Source organism: Legionella sp. PATHC032, assembly GCF_026191185.1.
In the GTDB taxonomy this organism is placed as follows: domain Bacteria; phylum Pseudomonadota; class Gammaproteobacteria; order Legionellales; family Legionellaceae; genus Legionella.
In genome coordinates this window covers 1,035,363-1,058,947 of the sequence record NZ_JAPHOV010000001.1, presented here as the reverse complement: position 1 = coordinate 1,058,947, position 23,585 = coordinate 1,035,363, and the positions used below count along the sequence as shown (strand labels likewise).

Sequence of the window (23,585 nt, the reverse complement as noted above, 5' to 3'; positions counted from 1 at the left end):
CAAAGATTGTCAGTGGCATTATCTTGCTAAAACATGAATAAACTGATGCTTTATTGGTCAACATTGTGTATAATATAAGATAACTGGGGGCGATTGATTAAGGATCCTATTTATGGCAAAAGATAACAAATCACATCAAGTTAAAACATCAGAAGGGAATGTTGAATCCGTAAAAACCAAGGAAAAGGAACCTGTTGTAGAAAAAATGCGCGTTGAGGATAGTAAGAAAGAAGACAAAATGCCCACCAGCAAAAAAGAATCTAAACTCAATGAACCAGTTAAGCCTTTTAAAACTTCTTTTGAGAAATGGATAGAATCCAGTTTGCTCGATCCACAGGCTAAGGAAGACAGTGGTTCCACCATTAATCTGGGTCGAGAAGGTTTAAAAAATGCATCCCAAGTCAAAAAATTTCTTTTATCTCCAGCAGGTAAAGACGTAATGGCTGAGTTAGGTGCCCAAATGGCTCTGCAAAGAAATATCAATCTACAAAATCAACAGGACAGAATGGAGCATGAACTCTTTAAACGCCGATTAATGGCCGCTTTATTCCTGTGGTATTTATCTAAAAAATCTCATGCAGCGGAAAAAGTTAAAGAAACTATTCGCGAATACAATGAAAAAGCCATAAAAAATGCTGAAAAAGCAAGCAAGCCAACCCAGCAGTCCACTTCATCCACTTCGCAAGCCGATAAAGAATTTCAGAAAATGCTGGATGAATATGAACAGGCCATTAAACGTGCTCAAGAACATGTTAAGAAAGGCGAAGAATTAGAAAGAAAACTGGATAAGCTGGAACGTCAAGGCAAGGATCTTGAAGACAAGTACAATACCTATGAAGAAAACCTGGAAGGATTTGAAAAACTTCTCACTGATTCTGAAGAGTTATCACTATCCGAAATTAAAGAAAAAATGGAAGCATTCAACAAAGACAGTGAAAAACTCACACAACTGATGGAAAAACATAAAGGCGATGAGAAAACCGTTCAATCTTTAATGCGCGAACACCAAGATGTAAAAGCAAAGATGGCTAACCTGCAAGTATTGCATGATGCTCATACAGGTGAAAAATCGTATGTTAATGAAAAAGGTAAACCGGTTAATTCATTAAAAGACGCCCACCTGGCCATTAATAAAAACCAGGAAGTAGTAGAACATGAAGGACAATTCTATCTCTTACAAAAAGGTCAATGGGATGCCATTAAAAATGATCCCGCTGCATTAGACAAAGCACAAAAGGATTATAACCAATCCAAACATGATCTGGCAGCCATCAAGATGGAAGCGTTAATTCATAAACTTAGTCTGGAAATGGAAAAACAACTGGAAAAAATAAACGATCTTGTGATAAGCCCAGATCCAAAAGACAATGAGGAAGCCACCAAATTACTGCATAAACATAATGGCTTAAATTTAAAATTGGCAAATCTGCACGATATGCTTTCAGTGCACAGAAAAGAAAAATCCTTTTTCAATGAGAAAGGAGAGGAAGTGACCTCATTAAATGATGCACATTACGTGATAGGAAAAGATCAACAACTGTTTAATTTAAATGGTAAATTCTATCCTATCCATAAAGAACAAAAAATACTTGAAAAAGACGGCAAGTTTTATCTTTTAAAACAAGGTGAAGACTGGGAATCTATCAAAGACAGCCCAGAAAAACAAAAAAAGGCTGAACATGATTTTCATAGACTTCAGTATGAAACACCAATGACAGTGAAAAAATTAGTACATCATAATAAAGGTTTAGAATCAACCGTTCATAAAGAACGAATTGAAGAGACAAAACAGCAATTGGAAGACCACGCAAAAGAAAAAACGGAAATAGCTAATGACTTAAGTAGACTTCAATCTACCGTTGGCGCAGCTTTAAATCAACTAAACCAACCAACTTTAGACACAGAATCGCCTGTCTTAACGCCTTCTGGAGGAAGTACAACTGTTTCACCGAAACCAACCAAAAGCCTGGCGTCAGTGACTACATTTTTCAAAACGAAGATAGATGAAATGAGAAAAAATGAAGACGTTAAAGTGACCTTTAATGATCTTCTGGCCCTTAGTATTAAAATTGCCGATCCAAAAGCACGTACTTATTTTACTGGTGAGTTACTTAAGGAAGTACCACGCTCCGGATCAATACCGTTTCAAACCATGCAACGTATGCTGCAAACATTGGAGCAATATGGAGTAGACACTACAAAACCCAGTGTTACTTCTATAAGAAGTAAAACAGATGAGGTCGTTGAGCAACGATTTAACCCTACTCCGTCTTTGTCTCCATTCAAGACCTCATAAGTTAAAATTATCTTTCATCACTTACCCTGGATTGTATGAAAATCATAATTCAGGGTACTCTAACTCCCCTATTCATCATCAAACAAATTGTTGTTATTCTTATCAATACACTTGCCAACAATCAACAAGTCTTCTAACATTGAAAGATTATTGCAGACTCTTCGGAATAAAACATGATTATTGAAAAAATGTTAGGTAATCAATCTGTGATCATATCACTGGATATCAATAATTTTTTATTTGACAGGCTCGATCAAATTGCAAATTCCGATCTAGATTTGGTAGAGATCAATTCGGCAGATACCAATCTATTGGTAAATATTAAAACCCGATATCCATCCCTAAAAATTGGAGCCGGCGGCATAATTGATACTCAACAATTAGAACAATGTTACCAAGCGGGTGTATGTTTTGCGTCCAGCCCCGGCTTTTTAAGCTCTATAGCTCAAACTGCAAGTGTTTATTCGATGTGCTATTTTCCAAGTGTAGCCACTATTTCTGAAGCCATGGCAGCGACGAATATTGGATTTAAACAAGTACGACCCTACCCTGCCAATCTGGCATTCTGTAATTCTCTAAGTAAATATTTGCCAGGATTAAATTTATTACCTGCTGACATTGACTGGAATGAAGCCGAGCTTTTCCTAAATTTGCCAGCTGTAGCAGCAGTAATTATTCATAACCCTGACCAAAAGCAACTGAAAGGATTGGCCAGGTTAACACAATCAATTATCTGAAAGTAAATTGAGCCTAATTTGAAAGCATTGTTTTCCATTAATGCACGACAAGCTACTGTATATTATCTTGACTTAAAACAGATTTAAGAAATTAAGCCTCGCAACACTATTACTTCCTAACCAGGTCTTTCAATCTATTCTCTATGAATCAATAAATCCAGAATTAAAATTGCAGCCCCTATACATATTGCGCTATCTGCCAAGTTGAACGTAGCGAAATGGTGATGTTTATAATAAACATCAATAAAATCAACCACATAACCATGAAGCCCTCTGTCAATCAAGTTGCCTACAGCGCCTCCCAGAATAAGACTTATCCCAACAGATTGGAATCGTGCCTGTTCTGGAGTCCGCAACAACCAGATCAGCAAAATAATACTCATTAAAAAGCTAAACCCTGCAAAAAACCACCTATGCCAATCTCCAGCACCGCTTAAAAAACTAAAAGCAGCGCCTGTATTAAAAGCTAAAGTAAAATTCAACATAGGCATAACTGGCATGGGTTTATACGGAGTTAGCCAAACTCCAATCCAATACTTGCTTGCCTGATCGCAGATAATTACTAAAATACCAAGTGCAAGCCAAGGCCATTTTTTCATATGTAATGCCTCTCTTCATGATATCCGCTGATATTTCCTACACAGCGCAAGCATAGTTCAGGATGCTCTTGATTTTGGCCAACATCTTCCCGTCTATGCCAACATCTAGCACATTTTTCGTGAACGCTGGCTGTAACCTGTATTGATACCCCACAATCGGTAATAGATAATCCTTTGGGAGATTGACTGATTGGGCAAGCTTTCGCTCCTGAGGTAATCAATAAAAAACGTAACTCCTCACCTAAACGCGTTAATTTTGGTAATACCTTAGCATCGGCATAAACAGTTACCTCTGCTGCCAAAGCAGAACCAATTTCACCTCTTTGTCTGGTTTCCTCTAAAGCCTTGTTCACTTCATCACGAATGATATGCAGTTGTTCCCAATCATCCATGTTCACTGCGTCAATAGTTGGCCAGGCATCATACCAATGCTCAATAAAAATAGATTCGCTATTGTTACCAGGTATTGTTTGCCATATTTCCTCAGCTGTAAAGGATAGAATAGGTGCTAACCAAATAGTGAAGGCTTTGACCACATGGTACATTGCTGTTTGGCAAGAGCGTCTCGCTATACTGTCTTTTGCTGTGGTATATTGCCTGTCCTTTATCAAATCCAAATAAAAACTACCCATATCCACTGCGCAGAAATTATGGATTTTCTGGTAAATCAAATGGAAGTGGTAATTTTCATAGGCAGCAATTATTTCTTCTTGTAAAAGTTGGCAACGCTTTAGAACCCACCTGTCCAGTTCTAATAACTCCCTGTCATCAATACAATCACTGGCTGGATTAAAGTCAAATAAATTAGCCAATAAAAATCGTGCTGTATTACGAATTCTTCGATAAGCATCCGCATTACGTTTAATGATTTCCTCAGAAATACTGACCTCATGACGATAATCAGTTGACGCTACCCATAATCTTAAAATATCGGCACCATGCTGATTCACTAATTTATCTAAAGCAACATAATTTCCTTTAGACTTTGATAGTTTTTTCCCCTCGGCATCAACAGTATACCCATGAGTCAATACGGTTTTGTAGGGAGCAACTCCATACATAGCGACTGCGGTTGTTAATGAGGAATTAAACCAACCTCTATGCTGGTCGGATCCTTCAAAATAGACATCAGCCGGAAAATCCAAATCTTGATTATGTTTTAAAACACTATAGTGTGATATTCCGGAATCTAGCCAAACGTCCATGGTGTCTGTAATTTTATCATAGTGTTTGGAATCATCGCCAAGCAACTCGGAACTATCCAGATCAAACCAGGCATCTATGCCTGACTTTTCAATCATTACAGCCACTTTCTCTATTAACTCAAGAGTGTCAGGATGTAATTCTCTGGTGGTTTTATGTACAAACAATGGCATAGGCGTTCCCCAAGATCTCTGTCTTGATATGCACCAGTCCGGCCTGTTTTCAACCATATTACTAATGCGAGCCTTACCCCAGTCAGGAACCCAGTTAACCTTATCTATCTCGTTAATTATTGCTTGCCGCAAATTGGATTTATCCATTGAGATAAACCACTGGGGCGTAGCCAGAAATATCATTGGCGATTTATGTCGCCAACAATGCGGATAACTGTGTCTGATAGATTGATTAGCTAACAAAACATTACGCTCCGATAAAACTGTCAGAATAGCTTCATTCGCTTTCAATACAGAAATACCAGCAAATAACTCTACATCCTCAGCAAAACATCCATTAGCCATGACAGGATTTATTAATGGCAGCTGATATGATTGACCTACCAAATAATCATCTGGCCCGTGAGCAGGTGCAGTATGCACACAACCTGTACCAGATTCTGTTGTCACATGCTCAGCAAGAACTACGGGAACCTGGCGCTTATAAAATGGGTGCTGCAGTTTAAAATGCTCAAAGACACGCCCCTTGGCGAAACCCAATGTTTTGTAATGGCTAATCACATAACGTGCCATAGCCGATTCAACTAAATCAGTAGCCACGATATAATAAGAATCACCAGTATCAATCAATGAATAATCAATTTCAGGATGCAAACAAACCGCTTCGTTGGCTGGTAATGTCCATGGAGTCGTGGTCCAAATCGGCAGAATTAATGGTTTCACCGCTGGCTGAGTTCCAAAGCAATTAAGGAACTCGGATGGATTTGCTGCTGCGAATGCCACATCAATGGACGGAGAAGTTTTATCCTCATAATCTACCTCAGCTTCAGCCAAGGCAGATCCGCAATCGATACACCAATGAACAGGTTTAAAACCTTGCTGTAAATGACCATTTTTAATCATTAAACCTAAAGCTCGTACTATATTGGCCTCATAGTGATAATCCATAGTCACATAAGGATTATACCAGTCTCCCAAGACTCCCAAACGTTGAAACTCTTCTCTTTGTATATCAATTTGACTTGCGGCATATTCTCGACATTTAGCACGAAACTCTCTGGGTGTAATCTTGCCCCCTGCTTTACCTACTTTTTTTTCTACATTCAACTCTATAGGTAATCCATGGCAATCCCAACCAGGGACAAAGGGCGCATCAAAACCACTAAAGGTTTTTGATTTAATAATAATATCTTTAAGAATTTTATTGAGCGCATGCCCACAATGAAGATGCCCGTTGGCATAGGGCGGACCATCATGTAAAATAAAGCGCTTACTTCCAACACGAGCTTTACGAATTTTCTGATAAATTCCCCTTGCTTGCCAATCTGCCAACATTTCAGGTTCTCGCACTGACAAACTTGCTTTCATCGGAAATGCAGTGTTTGGAAGGTTTAAAGTATCTTTATATTCTGCCATAGGTGCCTACTCTGCCAAATCATTAAGTTTTTGATAATTTTAAATGCCCTTATTCTGTTTCATCTACACAGCCAAAAGGGAGCTTACAAAAAAATACCCCGATTATAGGTAAATTACACTGTATCACTGACTCCATTCACAACATCATTCGATGAGTCAATCTCACTATCAAGCCAATTCTGTTTTAAATAGGTCTTCGCCAATATGATGTCACTATTGATCTGCGTGATTAACGACTCCACACTTGAGAATTTAACTTCATCTCGAAGTTTGTGCAAGAAAATTACTTGTAATAACTGACCATACAGAGACCCATGAAAATCAAACAAGTGGACTTCCAAAATATTTTTGGTTCCAGCGACTGTTGGCCTCTTCCCAATATTTGCAACGCCAGAATAGGCCTTCGAATTGATATGAACTTGCACCACATAAACACCTTGCAAAGGAATCGATAAACGATGCATGCCAAGGTTTGCTGTCGGTATCCCCCATTGACGGCCACGACCATCACCTTTTATGACCCGTCCACACATGCTGTATGGCCTTCCCAACAACTTGGCTGCGAACTGCAAATTCCCCTCTTGCAACGCTTCTCTAATTCTCGTTGAGCTAATCTTTTCATTTTCTATAAGAAAATCCGATTGCATTGTCACTTCACAGGAATAATGGGCACCTATTGTTTTGAGTAAATTAACATCACCTTCTCTGTTTTTACCAAAACGAAAATCCTGGCCAACCAAAAGGTAGCGTATTTTCAATGCTTCAAATAAATAAAATTGAGCGAAATTCAAAGCGTTAGTTTGAGCCAATCTTGCATCAAACTTGATACAATAGATGTAATCCACCTGACACAAGTTTAAGACATCTATTTTTTCTCTCAAGGTAGAAAGTCGCGCAGGTGCATTCTCTCTATGAAAATACTCTTTAGGCTGAGGTTCAAACAATAAAATAACTAAAGGTAAGTTCATCTCATCAGCCTTTGCTCTTAGCATCTTAATCAAATGCTGATGGCCTAAATGCACGCCATCAAAATTACCAATAGTGGCAACTGCACCCTTATCAAATATGGCAAAATCAGTAGAACCACGTAACAATTTCATGAATCGTTTTAATCAAAAGAATAAAAAACACATAGTATACTGGTTTTCTGAGATATTGAGAAATCTATAAAGCATTGTCCGTACTAACAGGTAGTACGGAACTTGTTGAATTATGGGGCTCTTAGTGGTTTATTTTGGGTCTTACAATCAAGACGTCACATTCGGCACCGTGCAAGATTGCATTAGCGGTTGAACCTAATAATAAAGAAAGACCATGTTTCCCATGGCTTCCTGTCACAATTAAATCAATTTTATGTTCTTTTGCTACCCTTAGGATTTCATTTTTAGTTGAACCAAACTCTATAAAACGATGCTTTTCATCTACACCAAGTTTTTCTGCCAATTCATTCAACTCTTTTTCAGCTTGCTCACGAATAGACATTTCTACTTCTGCAAATCCGGCAAAACCTGGGTAAGCATAAGCTGGAATAGGCTCAACAACATGAACTAAAATTAAATCAGCACCATTCTCGTCAGCAATTTTTTTGGCTTTCTCAGCTGCTCGCACCCCAACCTCATCAAAGTCAGTAGCAAACAATACCCTTTTATACATCATTTTCTCCTTAAAATTCTTATAGCTAAGTTAAGATTAGCAGATTTAAGCCTATTTTCCCAGAATCAATAAATATCGACTATAGCCAAGCTGATTATCTTAGTCTAACCAATGTTTGAAAGTCCCTCCACAGATCGTATCCACGGATTTAATTTGGCTAATTCACCTGGTAGTTTTTTTATATTCAGCAGAGCTTGATTCCTATTCTCATATTCACCGACAGTTAATATGTACCAACTACCTTTCGCATTGGTAAAATGTCTTATTTTTGCCTGAGATAACCATTTGTTTTGGTTCTTAAACCTGTTGATATCTTCTACTTTATGACTGGCGGCCAATTGTATAGTAAACAGCTTACTATTAATTTTCTTGATACTTGGTTGCTCACTGGCTAATTTTGTTTGTAATGAATGGGAAACAGGAGGTAATTTTGACTGACTAACTACCGCTTGTCCGACCTGCTCTGAAATACTTTTAGCTTTCAGTTTTGGAATGACAACAACCTTATCTACAACAGCAACTGTATTAAGATTATCCTCTTCATCCATAAAATCATCTAATGTTTGTTTTTTGGGTAAGCCATAATGGACTAATTGTCTCGTGGAAGAGTCTTCCCATGAAGCGATATAGCTTGCGGATTGTTGCACGGGAGTGTTTTTTATAAGCTCTTTTATAGGGGGAAGTGTTGTTACCAAAGCCAAATCCGGTAACTTAGGAGCATTATCAGGCACTTTATATAAATTATCAAAATAAAAATAGGACAATCCTGCAACTATAGCGAAACTTGCGACCAAACTTACCTTTTTTAAAATCGCTGCTTTATTATTTCGTTTTTCATTAGAGCACCTGGATAAAAATGATTCCAAACTCGCATTGATTTTTGATAAATTCCCTTTGGTTAAGTGATAGAACTGCTTAAATTGCGCATCTGTGAGTGGCCTGTTAATTAAACGAGACGCCATCGCTCGTTGTAATACATAAGTTCTGGTTTCAGTCTCGCTTAATGTTCCCAGTTCTATTGTATGTATTAAATTATTAAATGGCTCAACAGCAAGATTATTCAATGTGGCAACGATAGAATAATCAGAAATTAAACAAACATGAAAAAATCCAAAATCTTCCTGATTTTTTATAATAATCATCACTTCCTTGATAAAATTTTCAGGCAAGTGATGTGCGTCATCAATAATCAGCAAAACATGTGCTTTTCTTTCATTAATTTGTGCTGCAAGAGAACCAATATTGTTATCCTTGTTATTAAGATGCAACTGCCTTGCAAACTCATTGATAATATCTTGACTGTCAAATGGTGGTTTTGCCTTAAATGATACTGATTTAATTTGCTGATTCAAATTGCTTTTCAACAAAGAATTAAAACAAGTTTTTCCACCTTCTTTCTCTGACAAAATGGTTATTAGTACATTATTAAAGAGAATTAAATGATTAATGAAATCAATTTTTGCAAGCCACGCTCCTGGTTTAAACAGGGTTCTGGGTTGATTGGCAACTCCATCATCAAGAGGCTCCTTTCCATCTATCATTTTTATTCTCCTTCTAGCACATTAATCAGTGTATTGTGCAAACAATCTTCAGTAACTGAATCATCAATATAACAAGCACCTGGTTTTTTAATCATTACGAAACGTAAACAATTATTTTTAATTTTCTTATCTAAACTCATCAACTCTCTTAATTGAATTAAATCTATAGAGTTTGGAATTTTATGAGGCAAACCAGCATGTATGAGCATTTTTTCCACCTGGTCAACAATTGGTTTATTCAGTACGCCCTTCTTCTCTGATAATACAGCCGCACAATATAAACCTATGGCAACGGCTTCTCCATGTAGCCACTTTTTATAATCGGTATACGTTTCCAACGCATGAGCAAAAGTATGCCCCAGATTAAGCAAAGCACGCAATCCGGATTCCCTTTCATCTTGCTCTACAATTTTCGCTTTAATTTGACAACATTCTGCTATCAGCAGTGGTAACTCGGGACTACCTATCGTTAATCCTTGTTGCAAAACCTCTTGGATTCGTTCAAAAAAAGAACCACCAACCAACAAGGCGTATTTTATCATCTCTGCAATACCCGCACGAAACTCACGTTCAGGTAATGTTTTTAAGGTATTTAAATCAATTACGACTGCTTGAGGTTGGTAAAAACTACCAATCATATTTTTCCCGGCAGGATGATTAATCGCAGTTTTACCACCAACTGAAGCATCAATCTGAGCTAGTAACGTAGTAGGCAACTGAATAAATTGCACACCTCGTTGGTAAGTAGAAGCTGCAAAACCAGCCATATCACCAATTACCCCCCCTCCCAAAGCAATGATTGAGGTATCTCTATGATGCTTGTTTTGAATCAAAGAGTCATAAATGGTAAATAAACTGCGCTGATTTTTATACTCTTCACCGTCTTCCAGAATAACAATATCGCATTGTTTTGATTGTAAAACAGATTGTAAACGGCCTAGATACAAAGGTGCCACTGTTCGATTAGTAACAATAAGCACCTGTTTTGAAGTGATAAAACGATTAATGAAATCAGGATCAATTAATCCATTGCGGCAAATAATTATTGGATATTGATGCCCTGAAATCGAAACATCAACTTCGGCATAAAGTTCAAACTTCGCCATATAAGTATTTTATTATATTGTTTGCAACAGCTTTTACAGTCAATTTATCTGTTTCAAAACTGACATCTGCCAATTCGTCATAAAAAGGCTCTCGCTCATCTCTGAGCAACTCAAGCCGCCCTTCAAGATCTTCTGTTTGTAATAAAGGGCGCTTGGTATCACGCTTTGTTCTTTCAAATTGCTGTTGCAAAGAGGTTTTGAGATAAATCACTGTACCACGACCTGCCAGGGCATTCCTGTTTTCAGGTGTAATGACGACTCCGCCACCTGTTGCCAATACTATATTGGTTTTTTGAGTCAATTCGTCAATGACCTTTTGCTCTCGGCGCCTAAATCCCTCCTCACCTTCTATATCAAAGATCCATGATATATCTGCCCCCGCACGCTCTTCAATTACTTCATCTGAATCATAGAATTCTAGTTTGAGCTCCTTTGCCAAAGCACGTCCTATAGTACTTTTACCAGCACCCATCGGACCAATAAGAAAAATATTTCGTACTTTAACTATGCTCATTTTTTTTTACTTACCTCTTCTACTGAATTGTCATAATTAGCCGTGCTATTATAACAACAAATTAGATACACGTCTTAGTTGATTTCATGATATTTACTTCTCCACCAGCCTCAATAGAATAACACAAGACCTTAAATTTGAAGAATTTAAAGTAAATAACACAAATTAGGAATACATCCAATTACTATCTAAAATACTTCTGATATTCTACAACGGATAACCATTAATTACCCATATAAAATAATTATTTATTGCACTTTTCTGCCATCACAGAAGTTGATACTTCAACTCTACCTAACCCATCGCTGATGAGCAAATATTTTTCAAAATGCTATTACATCTGAATGGGTTATATTTTAATTATAACATGTTCACCGTGTAGAGGCACTTTTATTAAATTAATGTTTTTTATCTTTATTAATGAGATAAAGTTAATCCAATTTTAATTATTTATAAACATCTTTTTCACGTCCTTCTATCGTTGTAATCGATAAAGCATTCGTTATTATTCTTGGTGTAATAAAAATAAGTAATTCTTCATTTTTCAAGGTGATTTGTCTATTACTAAATAAAATACCAACAACAGGCAGCTCACCAAAGAAAGGAATTCTATTGATTACCTTGTTCTTATCTTGCTTATAAATCCCCCCAAGTACTATCGTTTGTCCATTATTAACCAGAACATTCGTCTGAATCTCCTTAGTTATAATTGCGGGTACACCAAGGAATGTTTGTGGGGAAGGAGTATCCTGATTTATCTGTAAATCCATCAAAATTTTACCATCAGGCGTAATTTGCGGGGTAACTTTCAAACTCAACACCGCTTTTTTAAATGCTACGGCAGTCGCTCCACTCGATGTCGCTTCCTGGTAAGGAATCTCCTCACCAGACTCGATGACTGCCGCCTGTTGATTCGTAGTAATCAGGCGAGGACTGGATATTAATTCAGCACGTCCTTCACTTTCCAAAGCAGACAATTCCAGATCAAGTAGAATGTTATCATTAAGTTTGGCTAACGCGATACCAACCGAGGCCGGCGTAGCTCCAGTTAAAGGGGCAGCGGCCAGATCAAGGTTTAACCGCCTTTCCAAGGGAACAACATTAGCTGGTGCCGTGCCTCTCGCCAACTCGTTAGCACCTTCCAGTGTACCACTTAAGTGCGTTGGTCTTGATACCCCCCAGCGTATCCCAATATCTTGGCTAAAATCTTTAGTTACTTCAACAATCCTTGCCTCAATAAGTACTTGCTTAACAGGGATATCCAATTGCTTTATAAGTTCTCTTACCTCCTCAATTTTAGTGCCAGTATCCTGAATCCAGATTGTATTCGTTCTGGCATCAACACTTATTTTTCCTCTGTCTGACAATAGGGAATTTTGCTTATCCTTGATCAAAACAGCAATATCTGCTGCCTTTGCGTAATTAATCTGTATTAAATCAGAACGGATAGGCTCAAGTTTTTCAATTGTCTGTTGACTTTTAAGTTGTTCTTCCTCCATTTTATCCATGGAAGCTTTGGTATCTATCAACATGACATTGCCCTTTCTACGCTTATCTAACCCTTGTGTTGTTAAAATGATATCCAGAGCCTGATCCCAGGGAATATCATTTAATCTAAGCGTAATATCTCCTTGCACTTTGTCACTAACAACCATATTGATTCCGGTAAAATCTGCGAGCAGTTGAAGTACAGCTCTAATGCTAATATTCTGGAAATTCAAAGAAATCCGTTTGCCAGTAAATACCTGTTTCTTCAATTTAGCCTGGCGAATTTCTTCCGCAGTCAAAGGAAATACATCGACCATAAATTGTTTATTGACCTGATAAACAAAATGTCCATAATCCCCTTTACTGAGTATGGTCATACGAACTTTTTTTCCTTCCTGTTGCATCGTGATAATCTGCACAGGGCTGTGAAAATCAGAAACGTCATAACGCTTCATTAAATTCAAAGGGATCCTGGTATTCAGGAAATTAACGACTATTTCTTTTCCAACTTGAGTCACATCAATTGGAATACCAGTATCAGAAACATCAATTAAAACTCTACCACCCTGCTTTTCTATACCACGAAAATCAATTCTTTTAATTTCATGCTTTGCATTCACAACCTGATTCGTTATGAATACCTCCTTACTATTTTCAAATAAATCATTGCTTTTGCCATTCAGAACAAGGCTATAAACGGAACCCGCCGTACTGCCAGAATAAGACACTGAACGATCCAATTCCAATATGGCTCTTACTCTATCCCCAACAGCAACAATGTTATAACTATGTAATGATCCTAATTGAATGGTTTTAGTTTTCTGATCTGAAGGAATTTGCATATCAGTGCTGATAAAATCTAACACTAAACGTGGGGGTTTTTGAGTAATAAAGCTTGCGGGTAGCTGTTTTAAAGGTTTGGAAAATTGAAAATCAATACGAACTCTGTTTTCAGGCAATGGCAATACTTTTACTGAAATGAGTGAATTATCTTTAGAATAAGCCATGCTCAAACTGGCACTAATTAATATCAAAATCGCGATAATTTTTCTCACGCCTCACTCCTGCTTGCCAGTATCCAAATTAATTGTGGTGGACTGTTTTTCCCAAGTCCCTGATTTTTTTACAGTTTCTTCTAATTTGATGAGATCATTTTTAATCGAAACAATACGTCCATAATTTTGTCCCATATAATCTCCAACCCTCACACGGCTAATCTGTCCATCAGGTTGCTTAATCAGAGCCCAAATTTCGTTGTCTTTTTTTAAAGTACCTACAAATTTTAAAGCATCCAGAGGAAAAGATTCCAAAGGCTGCTTAGGCCTTTTCTTATCCGGAGCATAAATATCATTTCTCTTTTTTTGATCAATAGGCTTGAATGGATTTCGCCTATTGTCGTTTTCTGGGAATCTAAAAATTGGCAAAGGGGCAAATTTAGGAATAGGCTCGATAGGTCTTCCTGGCCTTGATTTCACTTCGTTGATGTACTTAACAAGATCACTGTTATCACCGGAGCAGGCACTAAGTAATAGAACCAATAACCCCATCAATAGACTTTTTCGGAAATTTTCTGCGCACTTTATACACCGCAGAGAATTTCCGAAAAAGTCTAATATAAGAGTCTGCTTATTTTTAATTGTCATTGTGTCCGATATCTGTATATTTTCGCAGTGATGCCCATCATCAATTCATCCTGAGAGACCGTTTTACCATCCCTGGAGGATACCCCCTCAACGCTAAACTCATGCAAAGTCACTATTCTGTTCATTTCAGCTACACGACTTAAAAATCTTGCTAATTGCATATAGGATCCGACAATCGTAATTTTTATAGGTAACTCCACATAAAAATCATGCACTACTTCCGGTTGTGGTGCAAACAATTCAAATTTCAAACCCGATGCTATCCCCGTTTTAGATATTTCTTCCAAAAGCCCAGGCATTTCATTTTTTGCCGGGAGTTGTTTTAGCATAGTCCCAAAGCGTTCATTCATTAACTGTAACTGATTACGATAGGCTTGTAGGTTTGCTGCCTGATGTTGCTTTTTTTCAAACTCTGTTTTCAATGCGGTTTCCTGGGCTTCAAGGGTGTCCAATTGCTCAAAATTGGGCTTAACAATAAGCCAATATCCTAATCCAATGATCAGTATACTGATGCCTAAAATGACTCCGATTTTAACCGGCATTGGCCACTGCCCGACATTCTCCAGAGTTAATTCACTTAAATTGACTGTGTCCATGATTTTTATCAGCCTAATATTTGGGTTTAAGCACAAAACTTAATTTAAATTCATTGTTTGGAGATTGTTTCATTTCATCATTTTTTTTAATTTCAGTCAGTACTGGATTCTGTATCCACACATTAGCCTCTATATTTCTCATCAAAATAGAAATACTTGTATTTGATTCGGAATACCCCCAGAGTGTTATCACATCGTGTTCTCTTTGCATCTTGGTTATGTAAATTCCTGGAGGAGTAATTTTTATTAACTCATCAAATAAATGAACCATCAAAGTTCTTGTTGATTGCAGATTCTGCACAATAGACATTCTCGAAATCAAACCTTCCCTGATTTGTTTTAATGCCTTGATCTCCTTAATCTGCTGATCTAAAGCGGTGATTTCTTTCTGTAAAATCTGGTTTCTGCTCGTTTGATTACTTATTAAATGAGAAACATAAGAATTCATTAAAAAAACAACTGCCGCAGCAACGATAATCCCTATCAATAGCATGCTTGTAAAAAATTTCTTTTCCTGCTCACGTTTTTGTTCACGCCATGGCAATAAATTAATTTCAGTCATTTTTTACTCGACATGCCTTAGAGCTAACCCACAAGCCACCATCAGTGTAGGTGCATCATTGTTAATGGCGTCCAAATTCACTTTTCTACCAAAAGACATATAGGATAGTGGATTTGCTACGGTAGTAGTCACTCCTAACTGCTCTTGAATAAGTGCTGCCAACCCTGGTTGCCTTGCCATTCCACCTGCTAATAAAATATGGTCTACAAATCCATGTTGACTGGTAGAATAAAAAAACTGCAAAGTACGTTTGATCTGCAAAAGAATCATGTCCTTAAAAGGCTCTAATACAGCAGATTCATAGTCTTCCGGTAATTTACCCTGATTTTTTAGGGCAATAGCTTGCTCCAAATTCATATGATAGTGTTCTGCAATAGCTTCAACAAGTTGCATACCACCAAACTTTTCTTCTCTTGAAAAGATTAATCGCATACCATGTAAAACAAATAAGTGGGTATAATTGGCTCCAATATCTACTATTGCTACAATTTTGTCTTGTCCACTTGCTGGCAATTCTTGTGCAATTTGTTGTACCGAACGCTCTACCGCATAAGATTCAACGTCAACAATTTTGGGTTCCAGTCCCGCTCTATGCGCTGCTTCAACACGGGTATTAACGTTTTCTGCTCTTGAAGCCACGATTAAAACATCAAGCAGTGATGAACTCTTGGCTGAATGGCCTAATACTTCAAAATCCAGATTTATTTCATCTATTGGGTAAGGAATGTATTTATCTGCTTCAATAACGACAAGCTCTTCCATTTCAAGGTCAGTCAAACCCTCATTAATTTGTACTACTTTACTGATAACAGCGGAATCAGGTACAGCTAGTGCCGCATTTTTAGATGTAAACTTCAACCTGTCTACCAATTTTTTGATACAATTCGCTACTACATCAACATCTTTGATCATATTTCCTTCAAGAGCAGAGGCAGGGATTTCTTCACGACCATATCCCTCCACAGAAAGGTGTTCTCCAGAACCTGATATTTCCAAAATTTTCACTGCTGAAGAGCTGATATCAATGCCAAGAATTGAACGATGCTTAGGTTTAAGCAATTTGAGCACTTATATAATCTCCCTGTATATTTCCTTGCAGCCCAAAAGCACTCCAATTATTTAGAGCTTATCCTAACTGTTAAATAATTAATGTTAACGTAAGCCACTATAAATTGGAATCACTTTACTTGTTGCATGGAGTTAACCCCATACCATCCATCTAAAAATTGATCTGCGGATTTCTATTTCTGTCTTCAATCAATCCCCAATCAAATTTCATGATATCAATCATGATCTTACAATCAAACCAGGTTTTGTATTCTTTCAATAAAACTGTAAAACAACCCCTCTACTTGTATGATTTTTCCAAATAATGTACCAGTTAATAGGCACTTGCACTTATGCAAAACATTCAATATAGTGAAATACCAAGTTGTAGGGGATTTCCACATTTAGATTTTTAGCTTTATAAAAAGGAGCTTTACATATGACTAGGTTAGAAGAGTTACTCTATACACTGACTTCTGTAATCATTCGGTATCATGACAGCCAGCCTAAGGTATTAAATAAATTAATAGTTGAAAGCAATCCCATTCTCTTAAGAAGAAAAGCACTGGCGTTGGCTAAAGAAATTATCCAGGATAAAGACGTTGAATGTAAGGGGCGCCTTGATGAGTTAATACAAAATTGCACCAAGGGTTATCCTGACAGAAAACCATTCTTGTATTTTATTTTAAATGAAGTTCTCTTTTTAAAATCCATGCTGGATAGGAAAAGCTCATTTGAGCCAGCTAAACTGGAAGAATATAAAAAACAGATCGCTCAGCTTTTAATTGATCTCAAACAATTAATGATCACCCCTAAAAGTAAAACTTATGAAGTAAAATATACTTCTGCTACTGAGAACTCTGAAACCAGCATTTCTCTTTCAGGAGTGAAAAATGATGGATACGTCGGTGGAGAATTTTGTAATTCAGGTAATTTGATCAAGGAAGAAGTTTTAGAAGCACTGAACATTCACATTAATTCTAAAAATACAGCAGAATGCTCTTCAGATGAAGAAATTAAAGCCCTTGCAGAATCTTTATGCTTAGAACATCAAAATGCCCTCTTGGTGCCTGAACTATTGGAGAAAGCCCAAATATTGAGTGAAAGTAGCAAAGAGCAAGAAAAAGAACTCTTAACAAAAACACAACAAATCGAAACAGATAAAAAAGTAATCATAGAACAACAAGCTACAATTCTGGAGAAAGACAAAGAAATAGAAAAACTGCAAGAGAGAATCAGTGAGCTAACTCGCAGCATGCCTCGCCCAGTTTTCAATCCTGTTCTGCCTCTGGGATACAGCTCTCTGTTTTTCAATACCAGGCTGGGCACTCAAGCTAAACAACAAACAACGATCGATGTGACCGATTTACCAATGGTAAAATCCTCTGAAACAACGGATACCCAGCCTAATCAATCTTTTTCTATGGGTAATGGCCATGGAGATTAATGTCTATTGGCGCTTCATCAATGATTATCTCCATAGTTGTGAGGCGCAAAATAGCATTTAAATCCGGTTTTTTCCCTTGCAAACCTCGCAATATTATATAGATTCGCTGTATAATATTGCACTATTCACATTTAACGAAAACGAAATTCTATGAAAAAAATGGCATACTTCTGGCGTAAAGGTCTTTGGGCGCTGATGAGCCTGTTTTTTCTCCTGATAGTGGCTGCCAGTCTTATATACCTTTATCTCGAAAGTCAATTGCCTAATGTTGATTCATTAAAAACTGTACAGTTACAAGTACCATTACAGATTTTCAGCAAAGAAGGTTTATTAATTCAGGAATACGGTGAAAAAAAACGCATCCCCGTAACTTATGATGAAATTCCCCCTACCCTGATCCACGCATTAATTGCCACAGAAGATCAACGATTTTTTGAACACCCTGGTGTGGACGTTATGGGATTGGGTCGAGCTGCAGTAAGCATGCTCAAAACTGGAACCAAATCTCAAGGTGGTAGTACAATCACCATGCAAGTAGCTCGTAATTTTTTCTTAAGCCGTAAAAAAACATTTTTACGGAAATTCAATGAAATTATGCTTGCTATCAAAATTGACAGAGAATTAAGTAAAGAAAAGATTTTGGAACTCTACTTAAACAGGGTTTATCTGGGAAATCGGGCTTACGGTGTTGGAGCTGCAGCCATGGTTTATTTTGGAAAATCCCTTAAAGATCTTAATCTGGCTGAACTGGCTATGATAGCAGGACTCCCTCAGGCCCCCTCAACTCAAAACCCCATTGCTAACCCGCTTGCTGCAAAAAAACGCCGTGACCATGTATTGGAGCGATTACTGGAAGAGCATTATATCAATGAAGAACAATATCAAAATGCAGTCAATCAACCCATTACTGCAAAATACCATGGAACTAATATCGAGGTAAAAGCACCTTACGTTGCTGAAATGATTCGTCAATCTTTATACGATAATTTTGGCCCCGATGCATACACTAAAGGCTATAAGGTATATACAACCATTGACGGCAAACTACAAAATACCGCTAATGAAGTGGTAGAAAAAAATCTGGTTGCTTATGATCATCGACATGGTTACAGAGGTCCAATTGCTAATATAGGTGAAAAAGACAGCCAATCTCCCCAAATTAGGCAAAAATACTTGCGGCAATATCCAGAGCTGAATAGCCTGATTCCAGCAGTTGTTACTGAAGTAAGAGAAAAAGAAGCGACTGCGGCATTGCAAAACGGTCAAATAATTATTATTCCCTGGGAGGGTATGTCCTGGGCCAGGCCGGCACTGAAAAGAGGAGGCTGGGTTGGGAAATCACCAACCAAAGCACAACAAGTGGTGGCAGCAGGCGATATAATTTATGTACACTCCACGGAAAAATCCTGGCAACTCGCCCAAATTCCTGAAGCAGAATCCGCAATGGTTGCTATGAATCCTAAAAATGGGGCCATTGAAGTTTTGGTTGGAGGATTTAACTTCTCAAAAAGTAAATTCAACCGAGCCACTCAATCCAGCAGACAACCAGGCTCCAGTTTCAAACCATTTGTTTACGCTGCGGCTTTGAACAATGGTTATAATCTTGCTACTTTAATTAATGATGCCCCCATCGTAGTGGACGATCCCAGCCAACCGAATTTATGGCGACCACACAATGTGAATCTAAAATTCAATGGGCCTACACGCCTGAAACAGGCACTAGTTCAATCTAAAAATTTGGTATCCATAAGAATTCTTGATGATATAGGTATTGATTATACGATAGATTTCTTAACTCGTTTTGGCTTTAATAAAAAATTATTGCCTAGAGCCTTATCACTTGCTTTAGGAAGTTTGTCCATTAGCCCTATGGATTTAACCACGGCGTATGCAGTCTTTGCTAATGGTGGTTATAAAGTAGAGCCCTACCTCATTGATCATATTACAGATGCTGATGGTAAAATTCTGTTACAAGCCAAACCAAGTATTGTATGTGACCCTTGTGATAAAGACAAAGTTGATGCCTCTACCTTGGCACCGCGCGTTATTTCTGAAGACATCGCCTTTTTAATGAATACGGCATTACGCGATGTAATACAGCATGGCACTGGACGTGCAGCACGAGTATTAAACCGTCAAGATATCGCTGGTAAAACCGGAACTACTAATGATCAAGTAGATGCATGGTTTGCCGGCTTTAACCCTAATTTGGTAGTAACAACCTGGATTGGTTTTGATAATCCCAAATCATTGCATGAATATGCTGCAAATCTTGCTCTTCCGCTATGGATTGATTTTATGAAAGTAGCATTAAAAGACAAACCTGAAGCTGAATTAAAGCAACCTGAAAATGTTATAGCTGTTCGAATAGATCCAGTAAGTGGTTTGCTGGCTAAACCTAACCAGGCAAATGGAATCATTGAGTATTTTCGACAAAATGAGGTTCCATCTGAAGAGGATCAAGGCCCGGTCTATAATGCACATAATGATCAACCGGAAGAAGAACTAGCTCCAGTAGAAGAAAGTCTGTTTTAATTTGAGAATTTATATTCTGATGAGGACAAAAACCCGTATTCAATTTGTATAATACGGGTTTTATACTAATTATCGTCCTGATAAAGCAGCTGAAGCTGGCGTGTATTCATATCCCAAATCACGAGCAACAGCCTCATAAGTGATTTTACCTTGGTGAACATTCAAGCCATTGAGTAAATGCGGGTCACTTAATAAAGCCAACTTAACCCCTTTGGTGACAATACTTAAAATGAAAGGTAATGTGGCATTATTTAAAGCAAATGTAGATGTTCTTGGTACAGCACCAGGCATATTGGCCACACAATAATGCACTACATTATCGACTACATAAGTAGGTTCTTGATGGGTTGTTGCACGACTTGTCTCAAAACACCCCCCTTGATCAATAGCAACATCGACTAAAACAGATCCAGGACGCATTGAGCTCAACATAGAGCGAGTCACTAATTTCGGGGCTGCAGCACCTGGTACCAATACAGCACCAATCACTAAATCAGCACTGGATACATATTTTTCTATGGAATCTGCAGTTGAATAGACTGTATTAAGTTTAGAGCCAAACTGAAAATCCAATTCATTCAAACGTTGCAGTGAACGATCTAGCACAATAACACGAGCTTCCATACCCATCGCCATGCGAACAGCATTTGTTCCAACAACCCCACCACCAATAACCACGACATTGGCTGCAGCAACACCCGGTACACCGCCTAACAATATGCCGCTACCACCTTGGGCCATCTCCAAACAATGTGCACCGGCTTGGATTGCCATACGACCAGCCACTTGAGACATGGGAGTAAGTAAAGGTAATCCTCCATCGTCCTGTGTTACAGTTTCATAAGCTATCGCTGTAACCCCAGATTCTTTTAATAAACGCGCTTGATGAGGGTCAGGGGCTAAATGTAAATAAGTAAATAATGTTTGCCCTTCACGTAACCGTTTACATTCGATAGGCTGAGGTTCTTTTACTTTGACTATTAATTCCGCATTGGCAAATACGTCATCAGCAGTATCAACCACTTCGGCTCCGGCATTTCTGTAATCATCATCCGATATGCCGATACCAAGCCCAGCTCCCTTCTCTACCAATACCTCACTTCCTGCTCTGATAATTTCCCTAACGCTGGAGGGAACAAGTCCTACTCTGTTTTCGTGCGATTTGATTTCTTTTGGAACACCTACTAACATATTGTTACCTCTTATCGATTCTTTAATTGTTCTATTAATTGTGGAACTAATTCAAACAGATCACCTACTAACCCATAAGTCGCAATTTGGAAAATAGGTGCATCTGCGTCTTTATTAATTGCAACAATCACCTTGGAATCCTTCATACCTGCCAAATGTTGAACTGCTCCAGAAATACCTATGGCAATATAAAGCATAGGAGCCACTACCTTCCCGGTTTGACCAACCTGATAATCATTAGGAACAAAACCGGCATCGACTGCGGCTCTGGATGCCCCTACTGCTGCACCCAAAGTGTCAGCTAACTCTTCGATTAATTTGAATTTTTCTGCACTTTGTAACCCTCTACCGCCAGAAACAACTATTTTTGCACTACCTAAATCCGGTCTCTCGGATTTACTTAATTCATGGCGAACAAATTGACTTCCTTTGTCTTGAAATTCCTTATCAATACTTTCTATACAACATGCTTCCTGGCTTGATGTGATGGGGTCAAAAGCTGTAGTTCTAATAGTCATTACTTTTAATGAATCTAAAACACGTACGGTCTCTATAGCATTACCAGCATAAACAGGATGCTCAAATGTGTCTGAATTAATTATCTTGCTCACATCAGAAATCTGGGCCACATCAAGTTGCGCAGCAACTCTGGGCAATATATTTTTCCCAAAAGTACTGGAAGGAGCTAAAATAGCACTGAATGAATTCGCAAAAGACACAACCAAATCGCTAATTGATTCAGCCAGTTGATGTTCGTAACATGGATTATCTACATGCAAAACAGCATGCACTCCTTCCAGTCTAGCCGCCTCCTCTGCTACTGGACGGCATTGATAACCAGCCACCAACAATGTAATTTTATTACCGAGCTCTAAAGCAGCAGACAGTGTATTTCGGGTTGCTGGATGTAACTGCTGATTATTATGTTCAACTAAAACTAAAGTGCTCATCTCATCTCCTTAATTAAAGCACTTTGGCTTCATGTTGTAGTTTATCCAACAATGCAGCCACAGAATCAAGTATGACACCACCACTTCTCGTTGCCGGGGCATTAACCTTTAATATTTCAACGTGTTGTTTAAGAGATAAGCCAAGTGAATCCAGCTCAATGATATCAAGAGGCTTACGTTTGGCCTTCATAATATTTGGCAAACTGGCATATCTGGGTTCATTTAAGCGAAGATCAGTACTGATTACTGCAGGCAGCTGCACCTTAAGCGTTTCCAAACCACCATCAATTTCTCTCACCACTTCAAGATTATTATTATCGGGAATAAGCTTCGACGCATAGGTAGCCTGCGGCCAATTCAATAATGCAGCCAGCATTTGAGGAGTTTGATTATTATCACCATCTATCGATTGTTTACCCATCAAAACCAAATCAGGTTTTTCATTAGCTATGATACTGTTTAATATCTTGGCTATATTAAGACTTTCGAAGGATTTTTCTGTTCGCACTAAAATAGCTTTATCCGCACCCAAAGCTAAAGCGTGCCTTAAAGTTTCCTGAGAGCTATCAGAGCCAATGCTGACAGCAATCACTTCCGTTGCCCAATTTTTTTCTCGTAAGCGCAATGCCTCTTCAATGGCTATTTCATCAAATGGGTTCATTGCCATCTTGATGTTTTGAGTTTCAACTCCTGAATTATCCGATTTCACTCGAATCTTGACATAAGGGTCAATCACACGTTTTACAGCCACGAGTATTTTCATGGTTCCTCACTGGAATATCAAATCAGTCTGCATCTTGCCAGAGATAGGGGTATAAATTCAAGAGGTTGTTTTTAATTAGAACAAAAGCTAATTTATCCTAATTAAGTCCTGCTAAATGAAACCCT

At 38.0% G+C, this 23,585-nt stretch carries 19 protein-coding genes; 4 read left to right on the top strand and 15 right to left on the bottom strand.

Features of this window, described 5'->3' with window-relative positions; genetic code table 11:
* Positions 1-112 precede the first annotated feature (112 nt).
* Both OQJ02_RS04875 and OQJ02_RS04870 read left to right on the top strand, forming a co-directional pair.
* A complete protein-coding gene (locus OQJ02_RS04875; protein ID WP_265718122.1) occupies positions 113-2,296 on the top strand; it encodes a LidA in 2,184 nt (727 codons plus the stop codon).
* 173 nt (positions 2,297-2,469) lie between these two features.
* A complete protein-coding gene (locus OQJ02_RS04870; RefSeq protein ID WP_265718121.1) occupies positions 2,470-3,033 on the top strand; it encodes a multidrug DMT transporter permease in 564 nt (187 codons plus the stop codon).
* 134 nt (positions 3,034-3,167) lie between these two features.
* Here the strand turns inward: OQJ02_RS04870 and lspA are convergent, their stop codons facing one another.
* The 12 genes from lspA to pilM form a co-directional block, all read right to left on the bottom strand.
* A complete protein-coding gene (gene lspA, locus OQJ02_RS04865; RefSeq protein ID WP_265718120.1) occupies positions 3,168-3,632 on the bottom strand; it encodes a signal peptidase II in 465 nt (154 codons plus the stop codon).
* Positions 3,629-6,424 (bottom strand): isoleucine--tRNA ligase, encoded by a 2,796-nt coding sequence (gene ileS, locus OQJ02_RS04860; RefSeq protein WP_265718119.1) that lies wholly within the window; start codon positions 6,422-6,424, stop codon positions 3,629-3,631. The genes lspA and ileS overlap by 4 nt, the downstream gene beginning before the upstream one ends.
* A gap of 113 nt (positions 6,425-6,537) precedes the next feature.
* Positions 6,538-7,524 (bottom strand): bifunctional riboflavin kinase/FAD synthetase, encoded by a 987-nt coding sequence (ribF, locus tag OQJ02_RS04855; protein WP_265718118.1) that lies wholly within the window; start codon positions 7,522-7,524, stop codon positions 6,538-6,540.
* Positions 7,525-7,645: 121 nt separating this feature from the next.
* Positions 7,646-8,077 (bottom strand): universal stress protein, encoded by a 432-nt coding sequence (locus tag OQJ02_RS04850; RefSeq protein WP_265718117.1) that lies wholly within the window; start codon positions 8,075-8,077, stop codon positions 7,646-7,648.
* A 104-nt stretch (positions 8,078-8,181) separates the two neighbouring features.
* Positions 8,182-9,618 (bottom strand): SPOR domain-containing protein, encoded by a 1,437-nt coding sequence (locus OQJ02_RS04845; RefSeq protein WP_265718116.1) that lies wholly within the window; start codon positions 9,616-9,618, stop codon positions 8,182-8,184.
* 2 nt (positions 9,619-9,620) lie between these two features.
* On the bottom strand, positions 9,621-10,724 hold the full coding sequence (gene aroB, locus OQJ02_RS04840) for a 3-dehydroquinate synthase (RefSeq protein WP_265718115.1): 1,104 nt from the start codon (positions 10,722-10,724) through the stop codon (positions 9,621-9,623).
* The gene (gene aroK / locus OQJ02_RS04835) at positions 10,711-11,238 is read right to left on the bottom strand and encodes a shikimate kinase AroK (protein WP_032828804.1); all 528 of its coding nucleotides are present in this window, start codon (positions 11,236-11,238) and stop codon (positions 10,711-10,713) included. Before aroK ends, aroB begins: the two co-directional genes overlap by 14 nt.
* A 446-nt stretch (positions 11,239-11,684) precedes the next feature.
* Positions 11,685-13,781 carry a type IV pilus secretin PilQ gene (gene pilQ / locus OQJ02_RS04830; protein WP_061483600.1) on the bottom strand — a complete coding sequence of 699 codons (2,097 nt, stop codon included), beginning with the start codon at positions 13,779-13,781 and terminating at the stop codon, positions 11,685-11,687.
* Positions 13,782-13,784: 3 nt separating this feature from the next.
* Positions 13,785-14,369, bottom strand: coding sequence for a pilus assembly protein PilP (locus tag OQJ02_RS04825; RefSeq protein ID WP_265718114.1), 585 nt, complete (start codon positions 14,367-14,369; stop codon positions 13,785-13,787).
* A complete protein-coding gene (locus OQJ02_RS04820) occupies positions 14,366-14,965 on the bottom strand; it encodes a type 4a pilus biogenesis protein PilO (protein WP_265718113.1) in 600 nt (199 codons plus the stop codon). The genes OQJ02_RS04825 and OQJ02_RS04820 overlap by 4 nt, the downstream gene beginning before the upstream one ends.
* Positions 14,966-14,978: 13 nt before the next feature.
* The gene (locus OQJ02_RS04815; protein ID WP_265718112.1) at positions 14,979-15,527 is read right to left on the bottom strand and encodes a PilN domain-containing protein; all 549 of its coding nucleotides are present in this window, start codon (positions 15,525-15,527) and stop codon (positions 14,979-14,981) included.
* Between the two features lie 3 nt (positions 15,528-15,530).
* Positions 15,531-16,595 carry a type IV pilus assembly protein PilM gene (gene pilM, locus OQJ02_RS04810; protein ID WP_265718111.1) on the bottom strand — a complete coding sequence of 355 codons (1,065 nt, stop codon included), beginning with the start codon at positions 16,593-16,595 and terminating at the stop codon, positions 15,531-15,533.
* 418 nt (positions 16,596-17,013) lie between these two features.
* Between pilM and ravI the strand changes: the two genes are divergently transcribed.
* Positions 17,014-18,021 (top strand): Dot/Icm T4SS effector RavI, encoded by a 1,008-nt coding sequence (gene ravI / locus OQJ02_RS04805; RefSeq protein WP_265718110.1) that lies wholly within the window; start codon positions 17,014-17,016, stop codon positions 18,019-18,021.
* 150 nt (positions 18,022-18,171) lie between these two features.
* Entirely contained in the window at positions 18,172-20,556 is a 2,385-nt protein-coding gene (locus OQJ02_RS04800) for a penicillin-binding protein 1A (RefSeq protein WP_265718109.1), read from the top strand.
* A 69-nt stretch (positions 20,557-20,625) separates the two neighbouring features.
* Here the strand turns inward: OQJ02_RS04800 and ald are convergent, their stop codons facing one another.
* Genes ald through OQJ02_RS04785 form a run of 3 tightly spaced genes read right to left on the bottom strand, consistent with a single transcriptional unit; the run spans position 20,626 to position 23,460 of the window.
* On the bottom strand, positions 20,626-21,747 hold the full coding sequence (gene ald, locus OQJ02_RS04795) for an alanine dehydrogenase (RefSeq protein WP_265718108.1): 1,122 nt from the start codon (positions 21,745-21,747) through the stop codon (positions 20,626-20,628).
* Between the two features lie 11 nt (positions 21,748-21,758).
* Positions 21,759-22,697 (bottom strand): electron transfer flavoprotein subunit alpha/FixB family protein, encoded by a 939-nt coding sequence (locus tag OQJ02_RS04790; RefSeq protein ID WP_265718107.1) that lies wholly within the window; start codon positions 22,695-22,697, stop codon positions 21,759-21,761.
* A 13-nt stretch (positions 22,698-22,710) separates the two neighbouring features.
* Complete coding sequence (locus OQJ02_RS04785) at positions 22,711-23,460, bottom strand: electron transfer flavoprotein subunit beta/FixA family protein (RefSeq protein ID WP_265718106.1); 750 nt, start codon at positions 23,458-23,460, stop codon at positions 22,711-22,713.
* Positions 23,461-23,585 lie beyond the last annotated feature (125 nt).